Raw genomic sequence first — 19758 nt, 5'->3', positions numbered from 1 at the left:
GTGATTATTGACTCTTTTTATCGGTTATCTATGAGCAATATTTGTAAAAACACAGCAAACATTACTTATCCCCACTCTATAAAACAAGACAAATTATGATTTACGAGATCAAGTTTTGTTTTTTAATTTTTGCGCATGTAACACGTTAAGATATTTACGTAGGTTTAAACTAAGCCAATATAGGGTTAGCGTGTTCTAAAATGTTACATGCCCAAAAAGTGACAACGGTTATTCTTTTAACCACTGTGCAACTTGTTTTGTATAATAACTCACTATTAAATCAGCGCCTGCACGTTTGAAGCCGGTCAGTGTTTCAAATACCACTTTTTTTTCATCAAGGGCACCTGCTAAAGCTGCAAATTTAATAGCGGCATACTCACCACCAACTTGGTAGGCAGCTAAAGGTAAGTTTGTTTTCTCTCTCAAGCTGCTAAGGACATCAAGATAGGGCGTGCCTGGTTTCACCATTAGAATATCAGCGCCTTCTTGTTCATCAAGAAGGGCTTCTTGAAGCGCTTGACGAATATTTGCGTAATCCATTTGATAGCCTTTGCGATCACCGCTTAATTCACAATCAACAGCAGCTCTAAATGGACCATAGAAAGATGAAGCAAATTTAATGGCGTGAGCTAAAATGGCAACATGTTCAAACCCTGCATTATCAAGGCCTTCTCGAATAGCTTTAACTTGACCATCCATCATCGCAGATGGGGCTAGCATATCGGCACCTGCTTTTGCTGCGCACACACTCTGCTTTACAAGATTAGCAACAGTTTCGTCGTTACAAACTTGATTATCTTCAACAACGCCACAGTGTCCATGATCTGTATATTCACAAAAACAAATGTCGGGTATTACCATCATCTCGGGGCATGTTTGTTTGATTGTTTTAATCATACGTGCCAGTAAACCATCATCGTGCCATGTATCACTGCCAACACTGTCTTTATGATGCGATATGCCAAAAGGCATAACATACTGAATTCCTAATCTATGCAGTTCAGTAATTTCTTGGGCTAATGCATGTTCAGGAATGCGCTGTATACCAGGCATAGTGGATATTTCTAGACTTTCAGTTAACGACTCTTCGATAAAAATAGGATGGATAAGATCGCCAATATTAAAATCAAATTCGCGTACTAACTGTCGCATTGCGTCACTGTGGCGAAGCCTGCGCATGCGTCTTGATAAATTAGGTGTACTCATTGCTATATGCCTTACTGAGCTGAGTATAACGAGATGTTTATAATATCATTTTTATCACTGTAAACGATATGCGTTAAATCAATATTAAAGGCGTGTTCATGATAGTAAGCTTTTTCTTTATTTGTAATAAATAAACTGTAATTACTAGGTTACCGGTGTAGAAGTCGCTGGTGGGGTTTGCTGTTCTTTATTGTTATCGCTGCCACCACAGGCGACTAAACTCATGGATAAAACGGCTGATGCAACTAAACGTGCTATTTTATTCCTAATAGATCAAATGCTTGGGAAGCTGTTAGGCTGGTTATTTTAGTTAAGCAGCAGTGTCCTTCTTGTGCTAAGTGCTGCGTTACTCTGCGAGCTAACTCTATGTTAGTCAGCGGTGTTGCAAGGTTAAATGCTAAATCAAAATATTCGCCTTGTTTATTCAATATCACACAGTGTTGCTGTTGTTCAGCGGTTAAACTGTGTAGATAGTCATTTAAATCCCGTTGTTCATTAATAATTTCTAGCTCGTTGTCACTACATATCAAGTAAGGGAAGTAAGTATGCATGTATTTATTGTCCTGTATCAAATAGCGCGAGCAATATAATAATATAATTATAGTTCGTATTATACTAAGGACGAATATTATGAAACAAACTCGCCACCCTCAACAGGTATCAGATATCTTTTCAAGGAAATTAGTATGTTGTTCCACCGATACCTCTTTAGTTGATGCTGTACGGTTGATGCAGGTTCATAATATAAGTGCAATTTTTATAAAAAAACGGCAAGAAATCGTTGGTATTTGGACTGAAGCAGATTGCATTAAACTAGATTTTACTGACAGCAACCTTAAACATATTGAAATTCAAAGCGTAATGAGTAGCCCGGTATTGAAAATCTCCTGTCAGCAATTACTGTGTGATGCCGCGCTTATTTTTTATCAACACAGTGTTCGTCATTTATTAGTTGTGGATGATGATGAGCTACCATGCGGCGTTATTAGTATTAGTGATATTGTACGTAATCAAGGGCTTGATCACTATTTACAATTTAGACCAATCAAAGAGCAATATCATAAAGATGTGTTAGTGGTACCTAGTTATTTGACGCTCAGTGAAGGCGTTGAAATGATGCGCGAGCGAACCGCCCAAGTTATTTTAGTGTATAACCAGCAGCAAGACGAACATGGCATTATCACCCAGCGAGATTTACTGCATTTGATCGTCGAACCCGATAGTAATGCGTCATGTTGGAGTTTTGCAAGTCGGCCCTTGTATCGGGTAAGCTCAAAAAGCAGTTTATTCGATGCATATCGGTTAATGTCTACTAACAATGTACGCCATTTAGTGGTCAGTGACGATTTGGAGATTAAAGGGGTGCTCGCCATTGAGCATCTTGTTAATGAAATAGAAAGCGCTTATTGCAGTGATCTTGAAAAAGTACTTGAACAACGTGATATGGATCTTCAGCATTCACAGCGTAATTTGTATCTCGCGAATAAAATAATTGATGCGTCACTTGATGGCATTATGATCACCCAACAAGATGGTGTGATCATGCAAGTTAATCCTGCTTTTACCGCCCTTACTGGCTATCAAGAATATGAAGTGGTCGGCAAACACCCTAGAATTCTAAGCTCCGGAAAGCACGGTAAAAATTTCTACGTAAAAATGTGGCAATCCATTACCCAAACTGGTGTGTGGCAAGGGGAAATATGCAATCGTAAAAAAAATGGTGATTTGTATGTTGAATGGCTAACTATTATTGCTATCCGCGAGCCAAATGATGATGAGCTAGTGTATGCGGCGATTTTTAGCGATATCACTGAACGTAAAACTGCAGAAGAGAAAATCGTTCAGTTAGCTTATTTTGATGAGCTAACTGGCTTGCCTAATAGGCGCTTATTTAATGACAGGTTAACTATGGCATTAGCTGCTGCACATCGTAATAATGACATGTTAGCAGTGATGTTTATTGACCTAGATCGGTTTAAGGAAATCAATGATAGCTTAGGGCATAGCGCTGGGGATGAGTTATTAAAAATGGTGGCAATACGGCTGCAAAACGTATTATGTGAAGGTGATACTTTAGCACGTTTAGGTGGCGACGAATTTGTGGTGCTGTGCGAGATTGAAGACATTAGCGCTGTGATTAGTTTAGCCGATCAAATTTTAAATAACTTAAACACTCCTTTTCAGCTCGAAGGGCTTGAGGTAGGCGCGACAGCATCAATCGGTGCAGCGGTCTATCCTGATGATGGTCTCGATAGTGAAACTTTACTAAAACATGCTGATATTGCCATGTATCGCTCTAAAGAAGTGGGTAGAAACTCATTTCAGTTATTTAAAGCATCGATGAATGCACGCTCTTTAGAGCGCTTGGCGATGATGAGCCGGTTTCAATATGCGCTCGAAAATGATGAATTTGAACTATATTTTCAGCCTAAACAGTGTTTAAGAAGTAAAGCTATCAAAGGTGTTGAAGCACTCTTACGTTGGCAAGATCCCGCGCTTGGCATAATATCGCCTGCACAGTTTATTCCATTGGCGGAAGAACTCGGTCTAATTGTAAAGCTGGATCTCTGGGTGCTCAATAATGCAGGCATGCAATTGGCATTATGGCAACAACAAGGAATAACGGCTGGTCGGTTGGCAATTAATATCTCAGCTTGCCATCTTAGTCAGGGAAGTTTATCAAGTAACGTTGAAAAAATGCTCCAGCGCTATAATTTATCGGGAAATTGTCTTGAAATAGAGTTAACTGAAAGTAGTTTTATTAGCTCGTTTAGTCAGGCGAAAAGAGAGTTGTGGCAACTTAAAAAAATGGGCATACAGATTGCGCTAGATGACTTTGGTACCGGCTATTCGGCACTGAGTTACCTTACAAAATTACCCATAGATACATTAAAGATAGATGCCAGCTTTATTGCTAAAGTACCCGATGAATACGGTAATAGTGAGATTGTTGCCGCGATAGTGGCAATGGCGAATAGTCTTAATTTACAAGTTATCGCTGAAGGGGTTGAAAAGCTTGCCCAGTATAGTTACTTATTGGATTTAGGCTGCGATGTGATCCAAGGCTATTACTATTGCCGCCCGTTAACGCAGCGGCAATGGTTTGAATTTTATCAGCTGCAAAATCAACCTACGGTGATATCGTAAGAAGTAAATTTACGAATGTTGATAACGCCAGTATCAAAGATCAAGTACTGGCCTTTAATACCGTTTAAAATACCACTGACGACCGGTTCTTTATCAAAATTAAATGAACTGATTTTGGTTGGGTAGGTAGTAACTGGAAACTCTAATTCAACCACTTCTTCATCAAGTTGTTCTATCGCTGTAGCACCAAAGAGCTCTGCAAGTTCATTTAGTTTATCGGCAATTTGTGGAATAAGTTCTGCCGCAGCAGCTTTTAAATCAAGGACATCGCTTTGTCCTTTGAGCATATTACGCCAATTGGTTTTATCGGCAATAAATTGTGCTAAGGCAACTTCAACTAATCCTGATTGTAAGCGCGTTTGTACTTTGAATATTGGCAGTGCTTGCGTTGCACCTTGGTCAATCCAGCGGGTTGGAATTTGTGTATGACGGGTGATCCCCACTTTCAGCCCTGACGTGTTCGCAAGATAGACATAATGTGGGATCATACAGTTTTCTTCGCCCCACTGTGGCTCACGACAAGTACCTTGGTCAAAGTGACATGTTTCAGGTTTCATAATGCACATATCGCAGCTAGCAAGCTTACGCATACATACAAAACAATGACCTTGCGAGTAACTTTTTTTGGTTTTTTTACCGCAGCTAGAACATACAATAGCGCCATTAAAAGTCAGTGTAAGTTGCTTGCCAATATAGGCATTAAGATCGACCAACTCATCACCCACAGGCAAATGATACTGAATCGGTTGTGTTAGCGATGATTTTAATTTTTTGATAGTGCCTTGCATCTTTACGCCCCTAAAGATGTGAAAAAGAGGATTCTATCAGTAATCCTTAAACATGTGGCAATTTTACTTAATTAGCTTGTTTATTTTCAGCTAACCACAGCAAATAGTCATCCACAGCGATGGCTTTGGAGTAATAGTAGCCTTGCCCGTAGTCTGCCCCCATGGCCTTTAAAAGTTGTTGTGTTGTGACATCTTCAACTCCCTCGACGGTAACTTTTAAACCCAAACTATGCGCCATTTCTATCGCAGCCTTAACAATTACTCGATTAGCACTGTGAGTAGGGAGACCTATAATAAATGATTTATCTACTTTTAAGGTTGAAAAGTTGTAGCTAACAAAACAATTTAGTGACGAATAGCCAGTGCCAAAATCATCTAAAATCACTTCAATACCAAGGCGGGTTAATTGTTCAACTAAGCTAATCATTTGCTGTTGGTTTGCAATTAAAGCTGACTCAGTAAGTTCAAATTTAAGTTGTTTAGCAGGAACGTTATGTTTGAGTAAAGTGTTTTCAATTTTCTCAATTAAATTATGGATCATTAAGTTTTTAGCACTTAAATTAACGCTTACTTTATGCTTAAAAAAACCTGCGTGATTAAACTTAGCGATATCTTGGCAAGCCTGATCGAGCACCCATAATGTAAGTTCATTGATAAGACCAGTACGTTCAGCTAATAGAATTAAAGCTTCAATATTGATTTGTTCATAAGGAGCATTAGGCCAGCGCAATAAGGCTTCACTGCCAATCGTTTGGCCGCTGCGTAAATCTATTTGTGGCTGATGATAAATAGTTAACTGGTTAGTTTTTAAGGCATTTTGAAATGCAGCCGCTAAGCTAATGTTCATAGTGACAGGCATTACTTTTGAGTGATTATTTGGATAGCTTGTTTGTGGCGCTTCGGTTAATGAAAAATAGCCATTTTGCAACCATGTATCAAAGCCACTTTCACCATCTAGGATACAATAACCCATTGCGTAGTTTAACTGTAAATCAAACCCTTGCACTGGATGATGCTTCGGTAAGCTTTTGCGGATTTTGGTTAATTTATCATGCAGTGATTGCGCACTTTGAGTTTTAATTGAAATGAATGCTAGCACACCGTTGCTCAAATCGGCAATCCGCGGATAGGTATCTAAATTGTTATCTAAATTGATAAACTCGCGCTCTTTACTCAGTTGCAGCTCAAGAGATTTAGCTATAGCAACAACGAGCTGACAGCTTTGAGTTTGATTTAAAATATGACTGAGAGAATTAAAATCAGTAATTCTAATTAAGCATAAGCTTGCTGTGCGCTGATTGAGCTGTAAAGTCATATAGGCTTGTTTTAGCATAGCACTGTTTAATAACTTGGTTTGTTCTGTATGAGTGGCGTGGTACAACGCCTTTTCTCGTTGATAGCGCACTCTATCGGCAAGCGCCATAGCCATTAAGATGACTTCACAAAGAATCGCAACCAAAAAAGCATGGCGGGTGGTGAAGCTATATTCTAATACGCCTGTTAGTTCTAAAGGTTGGATTGCAGCGCCAATGATCAGTGGGATCCACGAGATCATATAAAACTTAGCCCAACGAAAGCCGCTAAGTAGTTTGTTGTAAATTAAAATAATACAAACAATATAGAGTAATACCAACACAGCAAAAAATATTTGCGAAGAAATATATTCAACAATGAAAAAGCTGGCGAACCCTAAAACGAACATTAAGCCCAATAGTATTAGGCTTAGTTTATAGCGCCAGCATTTATCTTTATGATAACGTAAAAACATAGTACAAAATGACAGCGTAAAAAATGCGATGGCGTAATTACTTACCACTATATGGAGGTTAAAAAGCTGTTGTAAGGATACTGGCCATAAGTAAAAACCAAAGCCTAATACCGAGCCCATTAGGATCAACGCTGACAGTATGTAGCCAATATAAATAAGATAAACCCGATCACGAATACCAAAATACAGTACTAAATTATATAAAGCCGCCATGATTAGTACGCCAACAAAAATGCCCCAGATAGCGGTTTGTGCACGGAGTAAATCTTTAAATTCAGCCTCGCCATATAAGTTAATTGGGGTTTTACTGATCCCTGTAGTGTCTATTTTTATGACCAAAAAACTCTGGTTTTGTGCGGCAACAGTAAATTCTATATGCGGTACACTGTATTCAAATAAGCTTAATCCTGTTTGCCGATCGCCTAAATTAAAGGTGTTAATTAACTGGCCTTGGTTATCGAGTTGATAAACAGTCAAATAATCAATCATCGGATTATCAAAGTGGGCGTAAAGCTCTTTTGATACTGCTGTCCTATTGTCTAACTTCATCAGCAGCCAATAGTTTTGAGATTTTAGCCCCCATGGAATGGTGTCAAAGGGCTCTGCAATACGTGAATTAGATTCGTCTAAAAATGCTGTAAGTGTTAATGATTTTGATGGATCTATGCGATAGCTTTGCGCTAAATAAACCGCAGCTGTTTTATTGATTGTATAGCGAGTAGGGGTGGCTAAATGATTCGCAAACGTATATACGATGAACAATAGTATGCTCAAAATAAACAATGCAATAATATGGTATTTAAATGGCTGTTGTTCCAAGGTGCTACTTATATGTAATACATCACGGTTTTAGTGTAGCACTAAAAAAGCGCAGATAAACTGCGCTTATTATTAATAGCTGCTGGTTAGACCTATTTTTCGCGAGCAATAGCGCGATAAGCAATATCTGTACGGTATTCCATACCTTGCCAGCTAATTTCATCAACTAGTTGGTAGGCACGTTGCTGCGCTTCGGTAACTGTGTTACCTAGCGCCGTTGCACATAATACTCGGCCACCGGCAGTCACTACGTTATCGCCGTCTTGCTTAGTACCCGCATGGAAGACTTTTTCGCCTTCTGGGTAGGTTACTTTCAAGCCACTGATTGCATCACCTTTTGGGTAGTTATCAGGGTAGCCTTTAGCTGCAAGTACCACACCCACTGCTGCGCGTGAGTCAAACTCAATCGTCGTTTTATCAAGTTCAACACGATTAGCTGCTTCAATCAGTTCAACTAAGTCAGACTGTAAACGAAGCATCATAGGTTGTGTTTCAGGATCACCAAAACGGCAATTGTATTCGATTACTTTAGGGGTCCCAGAGTCATCGATCATCAAACCAGCATAGAGGAAGCCAGTGTAAGGATGGCCTTCGCTTGCCATACCTTCTACTGTTGGGTAGATCACTTCGTTCATAATGCGCTGATGAATTTCATCGGTTACCACTGGCGCTGGTGAGTATGCCCCCATACCGCCAGTGTTCGGACCTTGATCGCCATTATAAGCGCGTTTGTGGTCTTGGCTGGTAGCAAAAGGTAATACGTTTTTACCATCAACCATCACGATAAATGAGGCTTCTTCACCTTCTAAGAACTCTTCGATTACCACGCGGCTGCCAGCTTCACCAAAAGCGTTACCGGCTAGCATATCGCGAATAGCATCTTCAGCCTCAACTTCAGTCATGGCAACAATGACGCCTTTACCTGCGGCAAGACCATCAGCTTTGATTACAATCGGCGCGCCTTTTTCTTTTAAATAAGCAAGCGCAGGGGCGATTTGTTCAAACGTTTGATAATCCGCAGTTGGGATAGCATGACGGGCTAAAAAGTCTTTAGTGAATGACTTAGAGCCTTCTAGTTGCGCAGCGCCTGCTGTTGGGCCAAAGATAGCTAAACCGTGTTCACGGAATTTATCTACCACGCCAAGTACTAATGGTACTTCAGGTCCAACAATGGTTAGCTCAACATTATTGCTTTGTGCAAAGCTAAGTAGGCCATCGAGATCTTCAACGTTAATGGCAACATTCTCAAGCTTGGGTTCAAGCGCTGTACCGGCATTACCTGGTGCAACATAAACAGTGTTTACTTTTGTATTTTGAGCGGCTTTGAACGCAAGTGCGTGTTCGCGGCCGCCGCTGCCAATGACTAATACATTCATGGCGAATATCCTATTTAAAGCGGTTTTTTAAATTTCAGCGTCATGCGGTCGCTTTCACCAATAGCTTTATATTTAGCGGCATCTTGCTCGCCAAGTTTAAGGCTTGGTGGAAGGGTCCATACACCCTGTGGGTGATCGGCTGTATCAAGTGAGTTTGCATTTATGTCACTGCTTGCTGCAAGTTCAAAGCCTGCTTGTTTAGCAAGTTCGATTACCACGCTTTGCTTCATATAACCTGATGACTTTTGCATTTCATCAGCTTGCGCTTCAGGTAGGCGATGCTCAACCACACCTAAAGTACCACCTGGTTTAAGTGCTTTGTAAAAAGACTTAAATGCATTAGCTGCGGCGTCTTTATCTTTGCTCATATACCAATTATGTACATTGCGGAAGGTTAACACCATGTCTGCGCTGCTCGCCGGGGCAATGTCTAAATGTGTTGAAGGGGCGAATTCAGTCAGCTTTACTTTATTGAATCGCTCATCTTCAGCAATTTTCTTTTTAAAGCCAGCTAGAGCTCGTTGGTAATAACCCACCGATGAGTCAGCAGGGAAATGCGCGGCATAATAAGTGCCTTGCTCTTTCAGTGCTGGCGCTAAAATTTCACTGTACCAGCCGCCGCCAGGCGCAATCTCAACAACAGTCATAGTTGGTTTAAAACCAAAAAACTCTAATGTTTCGACAGGGTGGCGGTATTGATCGCGATCACTGCTGCGCTCGCTTGATTTAACTGCATTATTTAATGCTGAATCATGGCCATGCTCATGGCTAATAGCCATAGTTGATGTCATCGCAAGGGTGGCAACAAGTAGAGATTTTAGTGCAAATTTCATCGTCTGTTCCTTCACATTATATTTTTAGAATAGGTTATAGAATAAGCAGAATACGTGAATTTGTAGCAAACAAAAAGAGCTAACTGATGCAGTTAGCTCTTTTTGTGATTAATGGCGGAAGTGACGCATGCCAGTAAACACCATTGCCATACCAGCTTCGTCAGCGGCAGCGATAACTTCTTCATCGCGCATTGAACCACCTGGTTGGATTACCGCAGTAATACCAGCCTCTGCAGCTGCATCAATACCATCACGGAATGGGAAGAACGCATCAGATGCCATTACTGAACCTTTAACTTCAAGGTTTTCATCAGCGGCTTTAATTCCGGCAATTTTAGCTGAGTAAACGCGGCTCATTTGGCCTGCGCCTACACCAATGGTCATACCGTCACGGGCATAAACAATGGCGTTTGATTTAACAAATTTAGCCACTTTCCAGCAGAATAATAAGTCTTTAAGTTCTTGCTCAGTAGGCTGGCGCTTAGACACAACCGTTAAGTCGCCTTGCGTTACCATACCTAAATCACGGTCTTGGATGAGTACACCGCCATTAACGCGTTTGATGTCATGACCTGTCGCTTTGCCTGACCATTGGCCACACTCTAGTAAGCGTACATTTTGCTTAGCCGAAATAATTTGTGCCGCAGCTTCTGATACTTTAGGCGCAATGATCACTTCAACGAATTGACGAGACACAATCGCTTCAGCGGTATCAGCATCAAGCTCTTGGTTAAAGGCGATGATGCCACCAAATGCTGACGTAGGATCGGTTTTGAATGCGCGATCATAGGCTTCAAGGATGTTGTCACCGATTGAAACGCCACAAGGGTTAGCATGTTTAACAATAACACAGGCTGGTACATCAAATTCTTTCACACATTCAAGAGCTGCATCTGTATCAGCAATATTATTGAAAGAAAGTGCTTTACCTTGCAGTTGTATGGCAGTTGCAACAGACGCTTCTTGAACGTCGTTTTCAACATAAAAAGCTGCATCTTGGTGTGAATTTTCACCGTAGCGCATGTCTTGTTTTTTAGTAAACTGCATATTGATAGTGCGTGGGAATTTAGTTTCCTCAGCTGCTTCATCAGTGTAATCAGCAACCATCTTACCGAAGTAGTTAGCAATCATGCCATCGTACTGCGCGGTGTGCTCGTAAGCTGCAATGGCAAGATCAAAACGTGTTTTGTATGTAGTTGAACCATTGTTGCTTTGCATTTCGCTGATCACGCGGTCGTAATCTTTGGCGTTTACTACAATAGTCACGTCTTTGTGGTTTTTGGCCGCAGCACGCACCATCGTTGGGCCGCCGATATCAATGTTCTCAATGGCATCTTCAAGGCTGCAGTTTTCTTGAGCGACTGTATTCGCAAAGGGGTATAAGTTAACTACAACGATATCGATAGCTGAGATGTTATGAGCGTCCATTACATCTTCATCTTGACCACGACGCGCTAAAATGCCGCCATGAATTTTTGGGTGAAGAGTTTTTACGCGACCATCCATGATCTCAGGGTGACCTGTGTGGTCAGATACTTCAGTGACTTTAATGCCGTTATCAGCAAGTAATTTACAAGTACCGCCAGTTGATAAGATGTCTACGCCTTGTGATTCAAGAGCGCGAGCAAATTCAACAATACCGGTTTTATCTGACACACTTAGTAGTGCGCGACGAATTGGACGATGTGTATCCATTGTAGTTTGATTACCTCAGTGTTTGAGCTAGCTTAGAAAGGCGCTATTTTAACTGAATATCGCTTAAAAAACGATATTTATACACAAGTCATTTGGGTATACAGAGTGAGGATTTTGCAATTAGACGCTTTTTTGAGGATTTTTAAAGATATAAAAAAAGCACCCGAAGGTGCTTTTTCAAACGAATGTTGTGATAAATCACAACACGGTATTAGTTCATGCCGTATTTCTTTAGTTTCTTACGTAAAGTACCGCGGTTGATACCTAGTAAGATTGCCGCACGTGTTTGGTTGCCACGTGTGTAAGTCATTACTTCTTCAAGTAATGGTGCTTCTAGCTCTGAAAGAACAAGGTCGTAAACGTCTTGCACATCTTGACCGTTAAGCTGTTTTAAATAGTGATGAACAGCTTTCTTCACTGCATCGCGTAATGGCTGCGGTTTCTCGTGTGACTGAACATGAGGGTTAGTGATAAATGGAGAAGTCACGTTTTGTTCGAACATTGTTTATATCTCTTTCTTTCTTAGTTAGCTGCTAGTGTTTTAAAGTATTGCTCTAATGTCTCGATTTGTGCCTGTGGATTATCGAGAGCATTAAATACTCGCCTAAACTGACCGTCACTGTCATGGGTTTGCAAATACCAAGATACATGTTTGCGAGCGATGCGCGCTCCCATTGGTTCGCCGTAAAACGCATGAAGGTTCACTAAGTGTTCCATCAAAATACCACGTACTTCCTCAATTGGAGGCACAGGTAAATGTTCACCGGTTCGCAAATAGTGGTCTATCTCCCTAAATATCCAAGGGCGACCTTGGGCGGCTCGACCAATCATAATGGCATCTGCACCCGTATAGTCCAAAACCTGTTTTGCTTTTTCAGGAGACGTTATATCTCCATTTGCAACGACAGGTATCGACACTGAACGTTTAATATCCCTAATAGTGGCGTATTCAGCTTCACCTTTGTACATACATGCGCGTGTACGCCCATGTACGGCCAATGAAGCTATGCCATAACGTTCAGCTATTCTCGCAATCTCGACACCGTTACGGTTGTCCTGATCCCATCCTGTACGGATTTTTAGTGTTACAGGTACATCAACAGCGCTAACCACTGCATCAATAATCTCTTCCACTAAATCAGGAAACTGTAATAGGGCTGAGCCTGCGAGTTTCTTGTTCACTTTCTTTGCTGGGCACCCCATATTTATATCTATGATCTGTGCACCATTAGTTACATTGAATTGTGCAGCCTGAGCCATAAGCTCGGGATCAGCTCCTGCGATTTGCACCGCACGTATTCCCGATTCACCACTATGATCCATACGGTTCATCGATTTCTCGGTTTTCCATACCAAAGGATTCGACGAGAGCATTTCAGACACGGCAAGCCCCGCACCTAAGCGGCGACAAAGTTGTCTAAATGGTCTATCAGTAATTCCCGCCATTGGCGCTACAATTACATTGTTCTCTAATTGGTATGTTCCGATACGCACTGTATTCAATAGGCCTCTTTTCAAGGGGCGCTAAGTTTACGGTTTTTTTTGCAAAAATCAAAGGCTATAAATTGAACAAAAGTGACTTTTTTTTGACTTTTGCGTATTGACATTTGATAACAGTTTGACGAATGGCTTTATTTGTGTGAATTTTATACAGAAGTAATTTGTGGTAAGAAATCATTCTGTTTTTTGGCGTGTAAATAATAGGTAAAGCCTGTTAATTACAGGCTTTACCTGAAGGTTTTACGTTAATACTCTAAATTGCCGATCCCAGTAAGTTAAGCTTTTTTTATGCCACTTACTCGTGTCCATTCACCTTCAACAGCGATATCATCAAGCGCTAAAAAAGGGGCATAAACATCTGCTACCGACTGCGCTTGTTCTTCTAAAATTCCCGACATGGCAATTTTACCACCTGGTTTTAACAAGCCTAATATCACACTGTGTAATTCACGCAGTGGCGCAGCTAAAATATTGGCCACCACGATATCGGCGCTAAACTCAGGCTGATTTTCTGGCAGGTATACTTCGAGTTTATCGGCAACGCCGTTACGCTGTGCGTTATCTAAGCTTGCTTCAAGGGCTTGAGGGTCTATATCGATGCCGATCATGCGCTCAGCGCCAAGTTTGATAGCTGCGATACCTAGAATTCCAGAGCCACAACCAAAGTCGACCACAGTTTTACCGGTCAAATCTTGGCTTTCAAGCCATTTTAAGCACAAAGCGGTGGTAGCATGAGTGCCAGTGCCAAAAGCAAGGCCAGGGTCAAGCAGTACATTGACGGCATCAGGATCGGGAATATCACGCCAGCTTGGGCAGATCCATAGTTTTTCACCAAACTGAATTGGGTGGAAGTTATCCATCCATTCACGTTCCCAGTCTTTGTCTTCAAGTTGCTCTATTTTGTACACTAAGGTGTCTTTTAACTCATCATGGCGCTGTAATAGAGCTATCACCGCATTCATATCGTGGTTAGCTTCGAATAAACCAATTACAGTCGTGTCAGCCCAAAACACCACAGTGCCGATTTTTGGTTCGTAAATAGGGGTGTCTTTAGCATCAATAAAGGTAACAGACGCACTACCTGCCTCCATTAATAGATCACTTACTGCATCTGCGGTTGCAGCATTAGCATTGATACGGATTTGGATCCAAGCCATAATTATTTCCTGTAAATAGAAAAAAGGCCGCTACAGCGGCCTTTTAAATTTAAATCTGTATTTGCTAATTACTTAGCATCTAAGAAGCTTTTCAATAAGTCAGAGCGTGAAGGGTGGCGTAATTTACGTAGTGCCTTCGCTTCGATTTGACGAATACGCTCACGCGTTACGTCAAACTGCTTACCTACTTCTTCTAGGGTATGGTCGGTATTCATATCGATACCAAAACGCATACGCAATACTTTAGCTTCGCGGGCTGTTAAGCCAGCAAGCACATCATTGGTAGCGCCACGAAGAGATTCCATTGTTGCCGAGTCGATTGGCGAATCAATAGTGGTATCTTCGATAAAGTCACCTAAGTGCGAATCTTCATCATCACCGATTGGCGTTTCCATTGAAATTGGCTCTTTAGCAATCTTAAGTACCTTACGGATTTTATCCTCAGGCATCATCATGCGTTCTGCTAATTCTTCTGGATTTGGCTCACGACCCATTTCTTGCAGCATTTGACGAGAAATACGATTAAGTTTATTAATCGTTTCAATCATATGCACCGGAATACGGATTGTACGCGCTTGGTCGGCGATAGAGCGGGTGATTGCTTGACGGATCCACCACGTAGCATAAGTTGAAAACTTATAACCACGGCGATATTCAAACTTATCAACAGCTTTCATCAAACCAATGTTACCTTCTTGGATTAAGTCCAAAAATTGTAAACCACGGTTGGTGTATTTTTTCGCAATTGAGATCACAAGACGTAAGTTAGCTTCAACCATTTCTTTTTTCGCACGGCGCGCTTTTGCTTCACCAATGCTCATACGACGGTTGATGTCTTTAATACGCTCAATGCTTAAACCTGTGCTTTCTTCGATTACACATAGTTTATTAATACAGCGGATGATTTCTGGTTTGATTTCTTCTAATTTTGCAGAATGTTTTTCATTCGCAGCAATCTCAAGATCAATCCATGCAGCATCAGTTTCATTATTAGCAAAGTGCTTAACAAAAGTTTTCTTCGGTAACTTAGCGATTTGTACAGCTTGTTTCATGACGATACGTTCTTGAACACGAACTCTGTCCATCATTTCACGCATGTTGTTAACCATACGATCAAACTGTTTCGGCACTAGTTTAAAGGTTTTAAACAGCTCACCAATCTCAAAAATCGCAGCTTGCGATTCTGGATGTGAACGGCCTTTACTATCAAACGTGTCGCGCGCTTTATTATAAAGATCACGAAGATTTTCAAAGTGAACACGAGCCTCTTCAGGATCTGGGCCAGTATCTACTTCTTCTTCGTCTTCATCATCGCTATCAGTATCATCGTCATCTTCATCATCAAGTTCTTTTTCGCTTAATTCAGAACCGATATGGGTAGCAGAGATTGGCGCAGCATCTTCATTAGGATCGAAGAAACCAGAGATAATGTCGCTTAAGCGCATTTCTTCTGCTTCAAACTTATCCCATTGCTCAAGTAGGTATGTAATTGCTTCAGGGTATTCTGCAACCGAGATTTGTACTTGGTTGATCCCTTCTTCAATACGCTTAGCGATAACAATTTCGCCTTCACGGGTAAGCAATTCAACAGTACCCATTTCACGCATGTACATACGAACCGGATCCGTTGTACGGCCGATTTCTTTATCTACAGTAGCAAGCGCAGCGGCTGCAGCTTCCGCTGCGTCTTCATCTGTTGTTGTTTCTTGCATCATCAATTCATCGGCATCAGGCGCGTTTTCGCTAACCTTGATACCCATATCATTGATCATACTAATGATATCTTCTACTTGATCTGAATCGATAATATCTTGTGGAAGGTGATCATTAACTTCTGCAAAAGTTAAGTAACCTTGCTCTTTACCTTTTTGAATCAGAAGTTTTAATTGTGACTGAGGAGTTGGATCCATAGAGATTGTTTCTTCCACTCTGATAAGTTGATACAACAGGCGCCAGCTTGCTTATTTATTAAGCCAAGCTAAGTATTATTTGACGCAGTGAATAGCACAGTATAACAGCATAATTCATTTTTGACTAGCTGTTAGTGTCTTTTCGACCCTTTTAACGCTTGAGTAAGGGCTAAACATTCTAGTCTTTCTTCACTCGTAAGTCCTTGGGTCTTGTCTTTTATTAATAAGGTCTCGAGTCGATAATTTAAACACTGATCTTCAATAAATCTGAAAGTATTTTTAAATTCGTCCTCTAAACGGTCGTCATTGATCTCATGACGCCAAGTAGCGAGCTTAATGAGCGCCTCGTACTCGGGTGTTTCTCGAAATGATTCAATTAATTGCGCTGTAGTAATGTCACTTTTTTGTAAAGCGCAATGTTGCAACCTAATAAGCAAGGCGATACCGGCAATATTCATTTGTGCTAAATCAGCTAAATAAGGCACTGTATTGGCTAATTTAGGGTGCTGAATTAGTAACCCAATTGCGCGACGCATTGGCGTAATTTTAAATTTTCGCTCAATCGCATGCTGCTGTTTAGGTGTTTTTAAGCGATTGTTTAACTGCTCTTTAGTGCGGCCTATTAATCGACCTAAGTGCTCTAATAAGTTTTCTTGATAAAACTGACTAGGGATTTTCTCAACCAACGGAAGCACAGCACTAAGAAGCTTAGCTTTACCTGCATCGGTAGTTAAATCAATCTCTTGGCTGAGTTTATTAAATAGCACTTTAGTAAAATCATCGGCTTGAGATAAACGTAGTTCAAACGCTTCTTTGCCTTCTTTTTGTACTAATGAATCGGGATCTTCACCGTCTGGTAAAAATACAAACAGTAGCGCTTTGCCATCATTTAAATAGGGCAGGGCATTTTCGAGTGCACGCCAAGCGGCATCTCGGCCAGCGCGGTCACCATCATAACAACAAATTACCCGGTCAGTGGCTCTAAACAATGTATGCATGTGTTCAGTGGTGGTGGCAGTACCAAGCGCAGCTACCGCATATTCAATACCTTGCTCGCTCAGTGCCACAACATCCATATAGCCTTCAACTATGAGTACATGGTCGAGCTTTTTATGCGCTTGTTTTGCTTCATATAATCCATATAGTTCAAAGCCTTTATGGAAGATACGGGTTTCTGGCGAGTTTAAATATTTAGGTCCTTGATCCGCTTGCATCACACGGCCACCAAAAGCAATAACACGACCACGTTTATCGCGAATAGGGAACATTAAGCGATCACGAAAGAAGTCAAATTGGCGGCCTGGGGTTTTCTCTGAGGCCAGCTTTAGCTCAACTAATTGCTCTTTTTGTGCTTTATTGCGGCCAAGTTGTTGGCAAAGGCCTTCCCATTCACTGGGGGCATAACCAATCATAAACTTTTTAACGGTTTCGCCACTTAGGCCTCGGCCTTTTACATAGTCTATTACGGTTGCTGAATTAGCATGATGTTTTAACTGGTGTTGATAAAAACGCGCACTATGGAGCATTAAATCGTAATCTGAGCGTTTTTGTTCTGCGGTACGCTCTGGGCCATTACTGGTGCCTTGCTCGCGGGGAACATCGAGATTTAGGATGCTTGCAAGTTCTTCAATGGCATCAACAAATTCAAGCTTGTCGTATTCCATAACAAATGAAATAGCGTTGCCGTTCGCACCACAACCAAAGCAATGATAAAACTGTTTGTCTTGAGATACGGTAAATGATGGGGATTTTTCGTTATGAAAAGGGCAACAGGCTTGGTAATCTTTGCCCGCTTTTTTTAAGCCAACTTTGGAGTCAATTAGCTCAACAATATCGGTTCTGGCAAGTAAATCATCTATAAAATTACGTGGGATCTTTCCAGCCATTAGTAAAGTGTAGTCCTGAGATAAATAGAAAATAAGGTGAACGAAATATCAGATAATTTAGTTCTACAATTTAGATTTGAACACAAATGCTATTTTTATTAAAGCGAAAAACGAAGAAACCGAGCACATGGCTCGGTTTGCTTAAATCATACATCTGTATGTGGGAGTATTAGGCAGTTAATCGTTGCTTAATTAAACCAGAGATCTTACCTAAATCGGCGCGACCTTCAGCTTTGCTTTTGATTATACCCATTACTTTACCCATATCTTGCATACCTGCTGCGTTAGTATCAGCAATAGCCGCATCAATAAGAGCTATGATTTCTTCTTCACTCAATTGTTGAGGTAAGAATTCTTCAAGAGCTGTAATCTCATTGGCTTCAATTTCGGCTAAATCTTCACGGCCAGCATCAGTATACTGAGTGTAAGAATCACGGCGTTGTTTAACAAGCTTCACTAATACTGCGGTAATACCGTCATCATCAAGTGTTATTTGCTCGTCAATTTCACGCTGCTTGATTGCAGCAAGCACCATACGAATTGGGTTAAGACGAGATTTGTCTTTCGCTCGCATCGCATCTTTTTGCGCATCTTTTAGCTTTATTAAAAGGCTCATTTATACAAGACCAATACTGATCAATATAATTTAACGCGACGTGCGTTATCGCGAGAAAGCTTCTTCATGTGACGCTTAACCGCTGCAGCTTTTTTACGCTTACGCTCAGCTGTTGGCTTTTCATAGTGCTCGCGACGACGAACTTCTGAAAGGATACCTGCTTTTTCACATGAACGCTTGAAGCGACGAAGTGCTACGTCAAACGGTTCGTTCTCTCTTACTTTAATTACTGGCATTAAAAATTCACCTACCTAAATAATGAGCGTTGCTCAAGTTGATCAAACAATGATCAAGTGGTTCAAAAATGGTGCAGTATTGTAATCCGAAGCCGCACCACATGTAAAGGATAAATATTGTCTGCTCCAAGTGGAAACAAAAAATATTTCTATGTTACTAATTTTACTGTAGTTCATAGAGGCGGCAAAATACTTGTCCCGCCGCTTTTTCTTTTAATAACAGCCAATTGCTAGGCGTTTGCAACGCACTCATCTCACTTTCTACTTCAACATAAATGAGGGCATTTTTACTTAGCCAGTCATTTTCAGTAAGTAAGTCACAGCATTTTTGGGCTAAACCTTGGCGAAAAGGTGGATCAATAAACACTAAGTTAAACTGTTGTTGCTGAGTATTGTTACTTAAATAAAGCAAACTGTCGGTGCAAATTACTTCAGCATTAGTGAGTTTTAACGTGTCAATATTAGTTTGTAATTGGTTGGCGGCTAGTTTATCCATCTCTAAAAAGCGTGCACTGAGAGCTAAACGAGAGAGTGCTTCAAAACCTAATCCACCGGAACCTGCAAAACAATCGAGTACTTTAGTATCGCGAGTATCTTGCATTAACCAGTTAAATACCGTTTCTTTGATACGATCTGTGGTTGGACGAAGACCTTGCACATCTTTTACTGGTAATTTACGGCCACGAAATTGCCCGCTGATGATCCTAATAACGCCATCGCTGGCTTTATTACTCACTTGTTTTTGTGGTGATTTATTTCTCATTTAGCTCACTAAAAAATGGTATCTAGAATCCAGCTCAGATAATATTGCAATCATATAG

General features: G+C 40.9%; 16 protein-coding genes. 1 reads left to right on the top strand and 15 read right to left on the bottom strand.

Features of this window, described 5'->3' with window-relative positions:
- Nucleotides 1-228: 228 nt before the first annotated feature.
- Together hemB and H5154_RS02020 are read right to left on the bottom strand one after the other, a co-directional pair.
- Nucleotides 229-1206 carry a porphobilinogen synthase gene (hemB, locus tag H5154_RS02025; protein WP_182717214.1) on the bottom strand — a complete coding sequence of 326 codons (978 nt, stop codon included), beginning with the start codon at nt 1204-1206 and terminating at the stop codon, nt 229-231.
- A 254-nt stretch (nt 1207-1460) separates the two neighbouring features.
- On the bottom strand, nt 1461-1757 hold the full coding sequence (locus H5154_RS02020; RefSeq protein ID WP_182717213.1) for a DUF4144 family protein: 297 nt from the start codon (nt 1755-1757) through the stop codon (nt 1461-1463).
- A 79-nt stretch (nt 1758-1836) separates the two neighbouring features.
- Here H5154_RS02020 and H5154_RS02015 point away from each other — a divergent pair, with 79 nt between their 5' ends.
- Complete coding sequence (locus tag H5154_RS02015) at nt 1837-4353, top strand: EAL domain-containing protein (RefSeq protein ID WP_182717212.1); 2517 nt, start codon at nt 1837-1839, stop codon at nt 4351-4353.
- Here the strand turns inward: H5154_RS02015 and H5154_RS02010 are convergent.
- From H5154_RS02010 to rsmD, 13 genes are all read right to left on the bottom strand, one after another.
- On the bottom strand, nt 4332-5141 hold the full coding sequence (locus H5154_RS02010; RefSeq protein WP_149983115.1) for a DUF2797 domain-containing protein: 810 nt from the start codon (nt 5139-5141) through the stop codon (nt 4332-4334). The two genes, H5154_RS02015 and H5154_RS02010, sit on opposite strands and share 22 nt — an antisense overlap.
- 67 nt (nt 5142-5208) lie before the next feature.
- Nucleotides 5209-7728 carry an EAL domain-containing protein gene (locus tag H5154_RS02005; RefSeq protein WP_182717211.1) on the bottom strand — a complete coding sequence of 840 codons (2520 nt, stop codon included), beginning with the start codon at nt 7726-7728 and terminating at the stop codon, nt 5209-5211.
- A gap of 92 nt (nt 7729-7820) precedes the next feature.
- A complete protein-coding gene (gene purD / locus H5154_RS02000) occupies nt 7821-9104 on the bottom strand; it encodes a phosphoribosylamine--glycine ligase (RefSeq protein ID WP_182717210.1) in 1284 nt (427 codons plus the stop codon).
- A gap of 14 nt (nt 9105-9118) precedes the next feature.
- Complete coding sequence (locus H5154_RS01995; RefSeq protein ID WP_182717209.1) at nt 9119-9937, bottom strand: class I SAM-dependent methyltransferase; 819 nt, start codon at nt 9935-9937, stop codon at nt 9119-9121.
- Nucleotides 9938-10045: 108 nt separating this feature from the next.
- Nucleotides 10046-11632 carry a bifunctional phosphoribosylaminoimidazolecarboxamide formyltransferase/IMP cyclohydrolase gene (purH, locus tag H5154_RS01990; protein ID WP_182717208.1) on the bottom strand — a complete coding sequence of 529 codons (1587 nt, stop codon included), beginning with the start codon at nt 11630-11632 and terminating at the stop codon, nt 10046-10048.
- A 211-nt stretch (nt 11633-11843) separates the two neighbouring features.
- On the bottom strand, nt 11844-12134 hold the full coding sequence (gene fis / locus H5154_RS01985; protein ID WP_002957804.1) for a DNA-binding transcriptional regulator Fis: 291 nt from the start codon (nt 12132-12134) through the stop codon (nt 11844-11846).
- 20 nt (nt 12135-12154) lie between these two features.
- Entirely contained in the window at nt 12155-13126 is a 972-nt protein-coding gene (dusB, locus tag H5154_RS01980; protein ID WP_179959235.1) for a tRNA dihydrouridine synthase DusB, read from the bottom strand.
- A gap of 281 nt (nt 13127-13407) precedes the next feature.
- Complete coding sequence (gene prmA, locus H5154_RS01975; RefSeq protein ID WP_149983109.1) at nt 13408-14289, bottom strand: 50S ribosomal protein L11 methyltransferase; 882 nt, start codon at nt 14287-14289, stop codon at nt 13408-13410.
- A 68-nt stretch (nt 14290-14357) separates the two neighbouring features.
- Nucleotides 14358-16199, bottom strand: a complete 1842-nt coding sequence (gene rpoD, locus H5154_RS01970; RefSeq protein WP_145234798.1) for an RNA polymerase sigma factor RpoD — start codon at nt 16197-16199, stop codon at nt 14358-14360.
- Nucleotides 16200-16330: 131 nt separating this feature from the next.
- Complete coding sequence (gene dnaG, locus H5154_RS01965; protein ID WP_182717207.1) at nt 16331-18085, bottom strand: DNA primase; 1755 nt, start codon at nt 18083-18085, stop codon at nt 16331-16333.
- A 169-nt stretch (nt 18086-18254) separates the two neighbouring features.
- Nucleotides 18255-18701, bottom strand: coding sequence for a GatB/YqeY domain-containing protein (locus H5154_RS01960; RefSeq protein ID WP_145234803.1), 447 nt, complete (start codon nt 18699-18701; stop codon nt 18255-18257).
- Between the two features lie 20 nt (nt 18702-18721).
- Nucleotides 18722-18937, bottom strand: coding sequence for a 30S ribosomal protein S21 (rpsU, locus tag H5154_RS01955; protein WP_002957797.1), 216 nt, complete (start codon nt 18935-18937; stop codon nt 18722-18724).
- Between the two features lie 163 nt (nt 18938-19100).
- Nucleotides 19101-19700: a 16S rRNA (guanine(966)-N(2))-methyltransferase RsmD gene (gene rsmD / locus H5154_RS01950; RefSeq protein WP_182717206.1), complete on the bottom strand. Its 600-nt coding sequence runs from the start codon at nt 19698-19700 to the stop codon at nt 19101-19103.
- Between the last annotated feature and the right edge of the window lie 58 nt (nt 19701-19758).

Origin of the sequence: Pseudoalteromonas sp. SR44-5, assembly GCF_014163675.1 — a bacterium.
GTDB lineage: Bacteria > Pseudomonadota > Gammaproteobacteria > Enterobacterales > Alteromonadaceae > Pseudoalteromonas > Pseudoalteromonas rhizosphaerae.
The sequence above is the reverse complement of the archived record's forward strand: the minus strand, read 5'-3'. Positions and strand labels throughout refer to the sequence as shown.

What these genes read in the sequence shown, in the direction of transcription:
- hemB (WP_182717214.1), bottom strand. Translation starts at nt 1,206, where the DNA reads ATGAGTACACCTAATTTATCAAGACGCATGCGCAGGCTTCGCCACAGT.
- H5154_RS02020 (WP_182717213.1), bottom strand. Translation starts at nt 1,757, where the DNA reads ATGCATACTTACTTCCCTTACTTGATATGTAGTGACAACGAGCTAGAA.
- H5154_RS02015 (WP_182717212.1), top strand. Translation starts at nt 1,837, where the DNA reads ATGAAACAAACTCGCCACCCTCAACAGGTATCAGATATCTTTTCAAGG.
- H5154_RS02010 (WP_149983115.1), bottom strand. Translation starts at nt 5,141, where the DNA reads ATGCAAGGCACTATCAAAAAATTAAAATCATCGCTAACACAACCGATT.
- purD (WP_182717210.1), bottom strand. Translation starts at nt 9,104, where the DNA reads ATGAATGTATTAGTCATTGGCAGCGGCGGCCGCGAACACGCACTTGCG.
- H5154_RS01995 (WP_182717209.1), bottom strand. Translation starts at nt 9,937, where the DNA reads ATGAAATTTGCACTAAAATCTCTACTTGTTGCCACCCTTGCGATGACA.
- purH (WP_182717208.1), bottom strand. Translation starts at nt 11,632, where the DNA reads ATGGATACACATCGTCCAATTCGTCGCGCACTACTAAGTGTGTCAGAT.
- fis (WP_002957804.1), bottom strand. Translation starts at nt 12,134, where the DNA reads ATGTTCGAACAAAACGTGACTTCTCCATTTATCACTAACCCTCATGTT.
- prmA (WP_149983109.1), bottom strand. Translation starts at nt 14,289, where the DNA reads ATGGCTTGGATCCAAATCCGTATCAATGCTAATGCTGCAACCGCAGAT.
- rpoD (WP_145234798.1), bottom strand. Translation starts at nt 16,199, where the DNA reads ATGGATCCAACTCCTCAGTCACAATTAAAACTTCTGATTCAAAAAGGT.
- dnaG (WP_182717207.1), bottom strand. Translation starts at nt 18,085, where the DNA reads ATGGCTGGAAAGATCCCACGTAATTTTATAGATGATTTACTTGCCAGA.
- H5154_RS01960 (WP_145234803.1), bottom strand. Translation starts at nt 18,701, where the DNA reads ATGAGCCTTTTAATAAAGCTAAAAGATGCGCAAAAAGATGCGATGCGA.
- rpsU (WP_002957797.1), bottom strand. Translation starts at nt 18,937, where the DNA reads ATGCCAGTAATTAAAGTAAGAGAGAACGAACCGTTTGACGTAGCACTT.
- rsmD (WP_182717206.1), bottom strand. Translation starts at nt 19,700, where the DNA reads ATGAGAAATAAATCACCACAAAAACAAGTGAGTAATAAAGCCAGCGAT.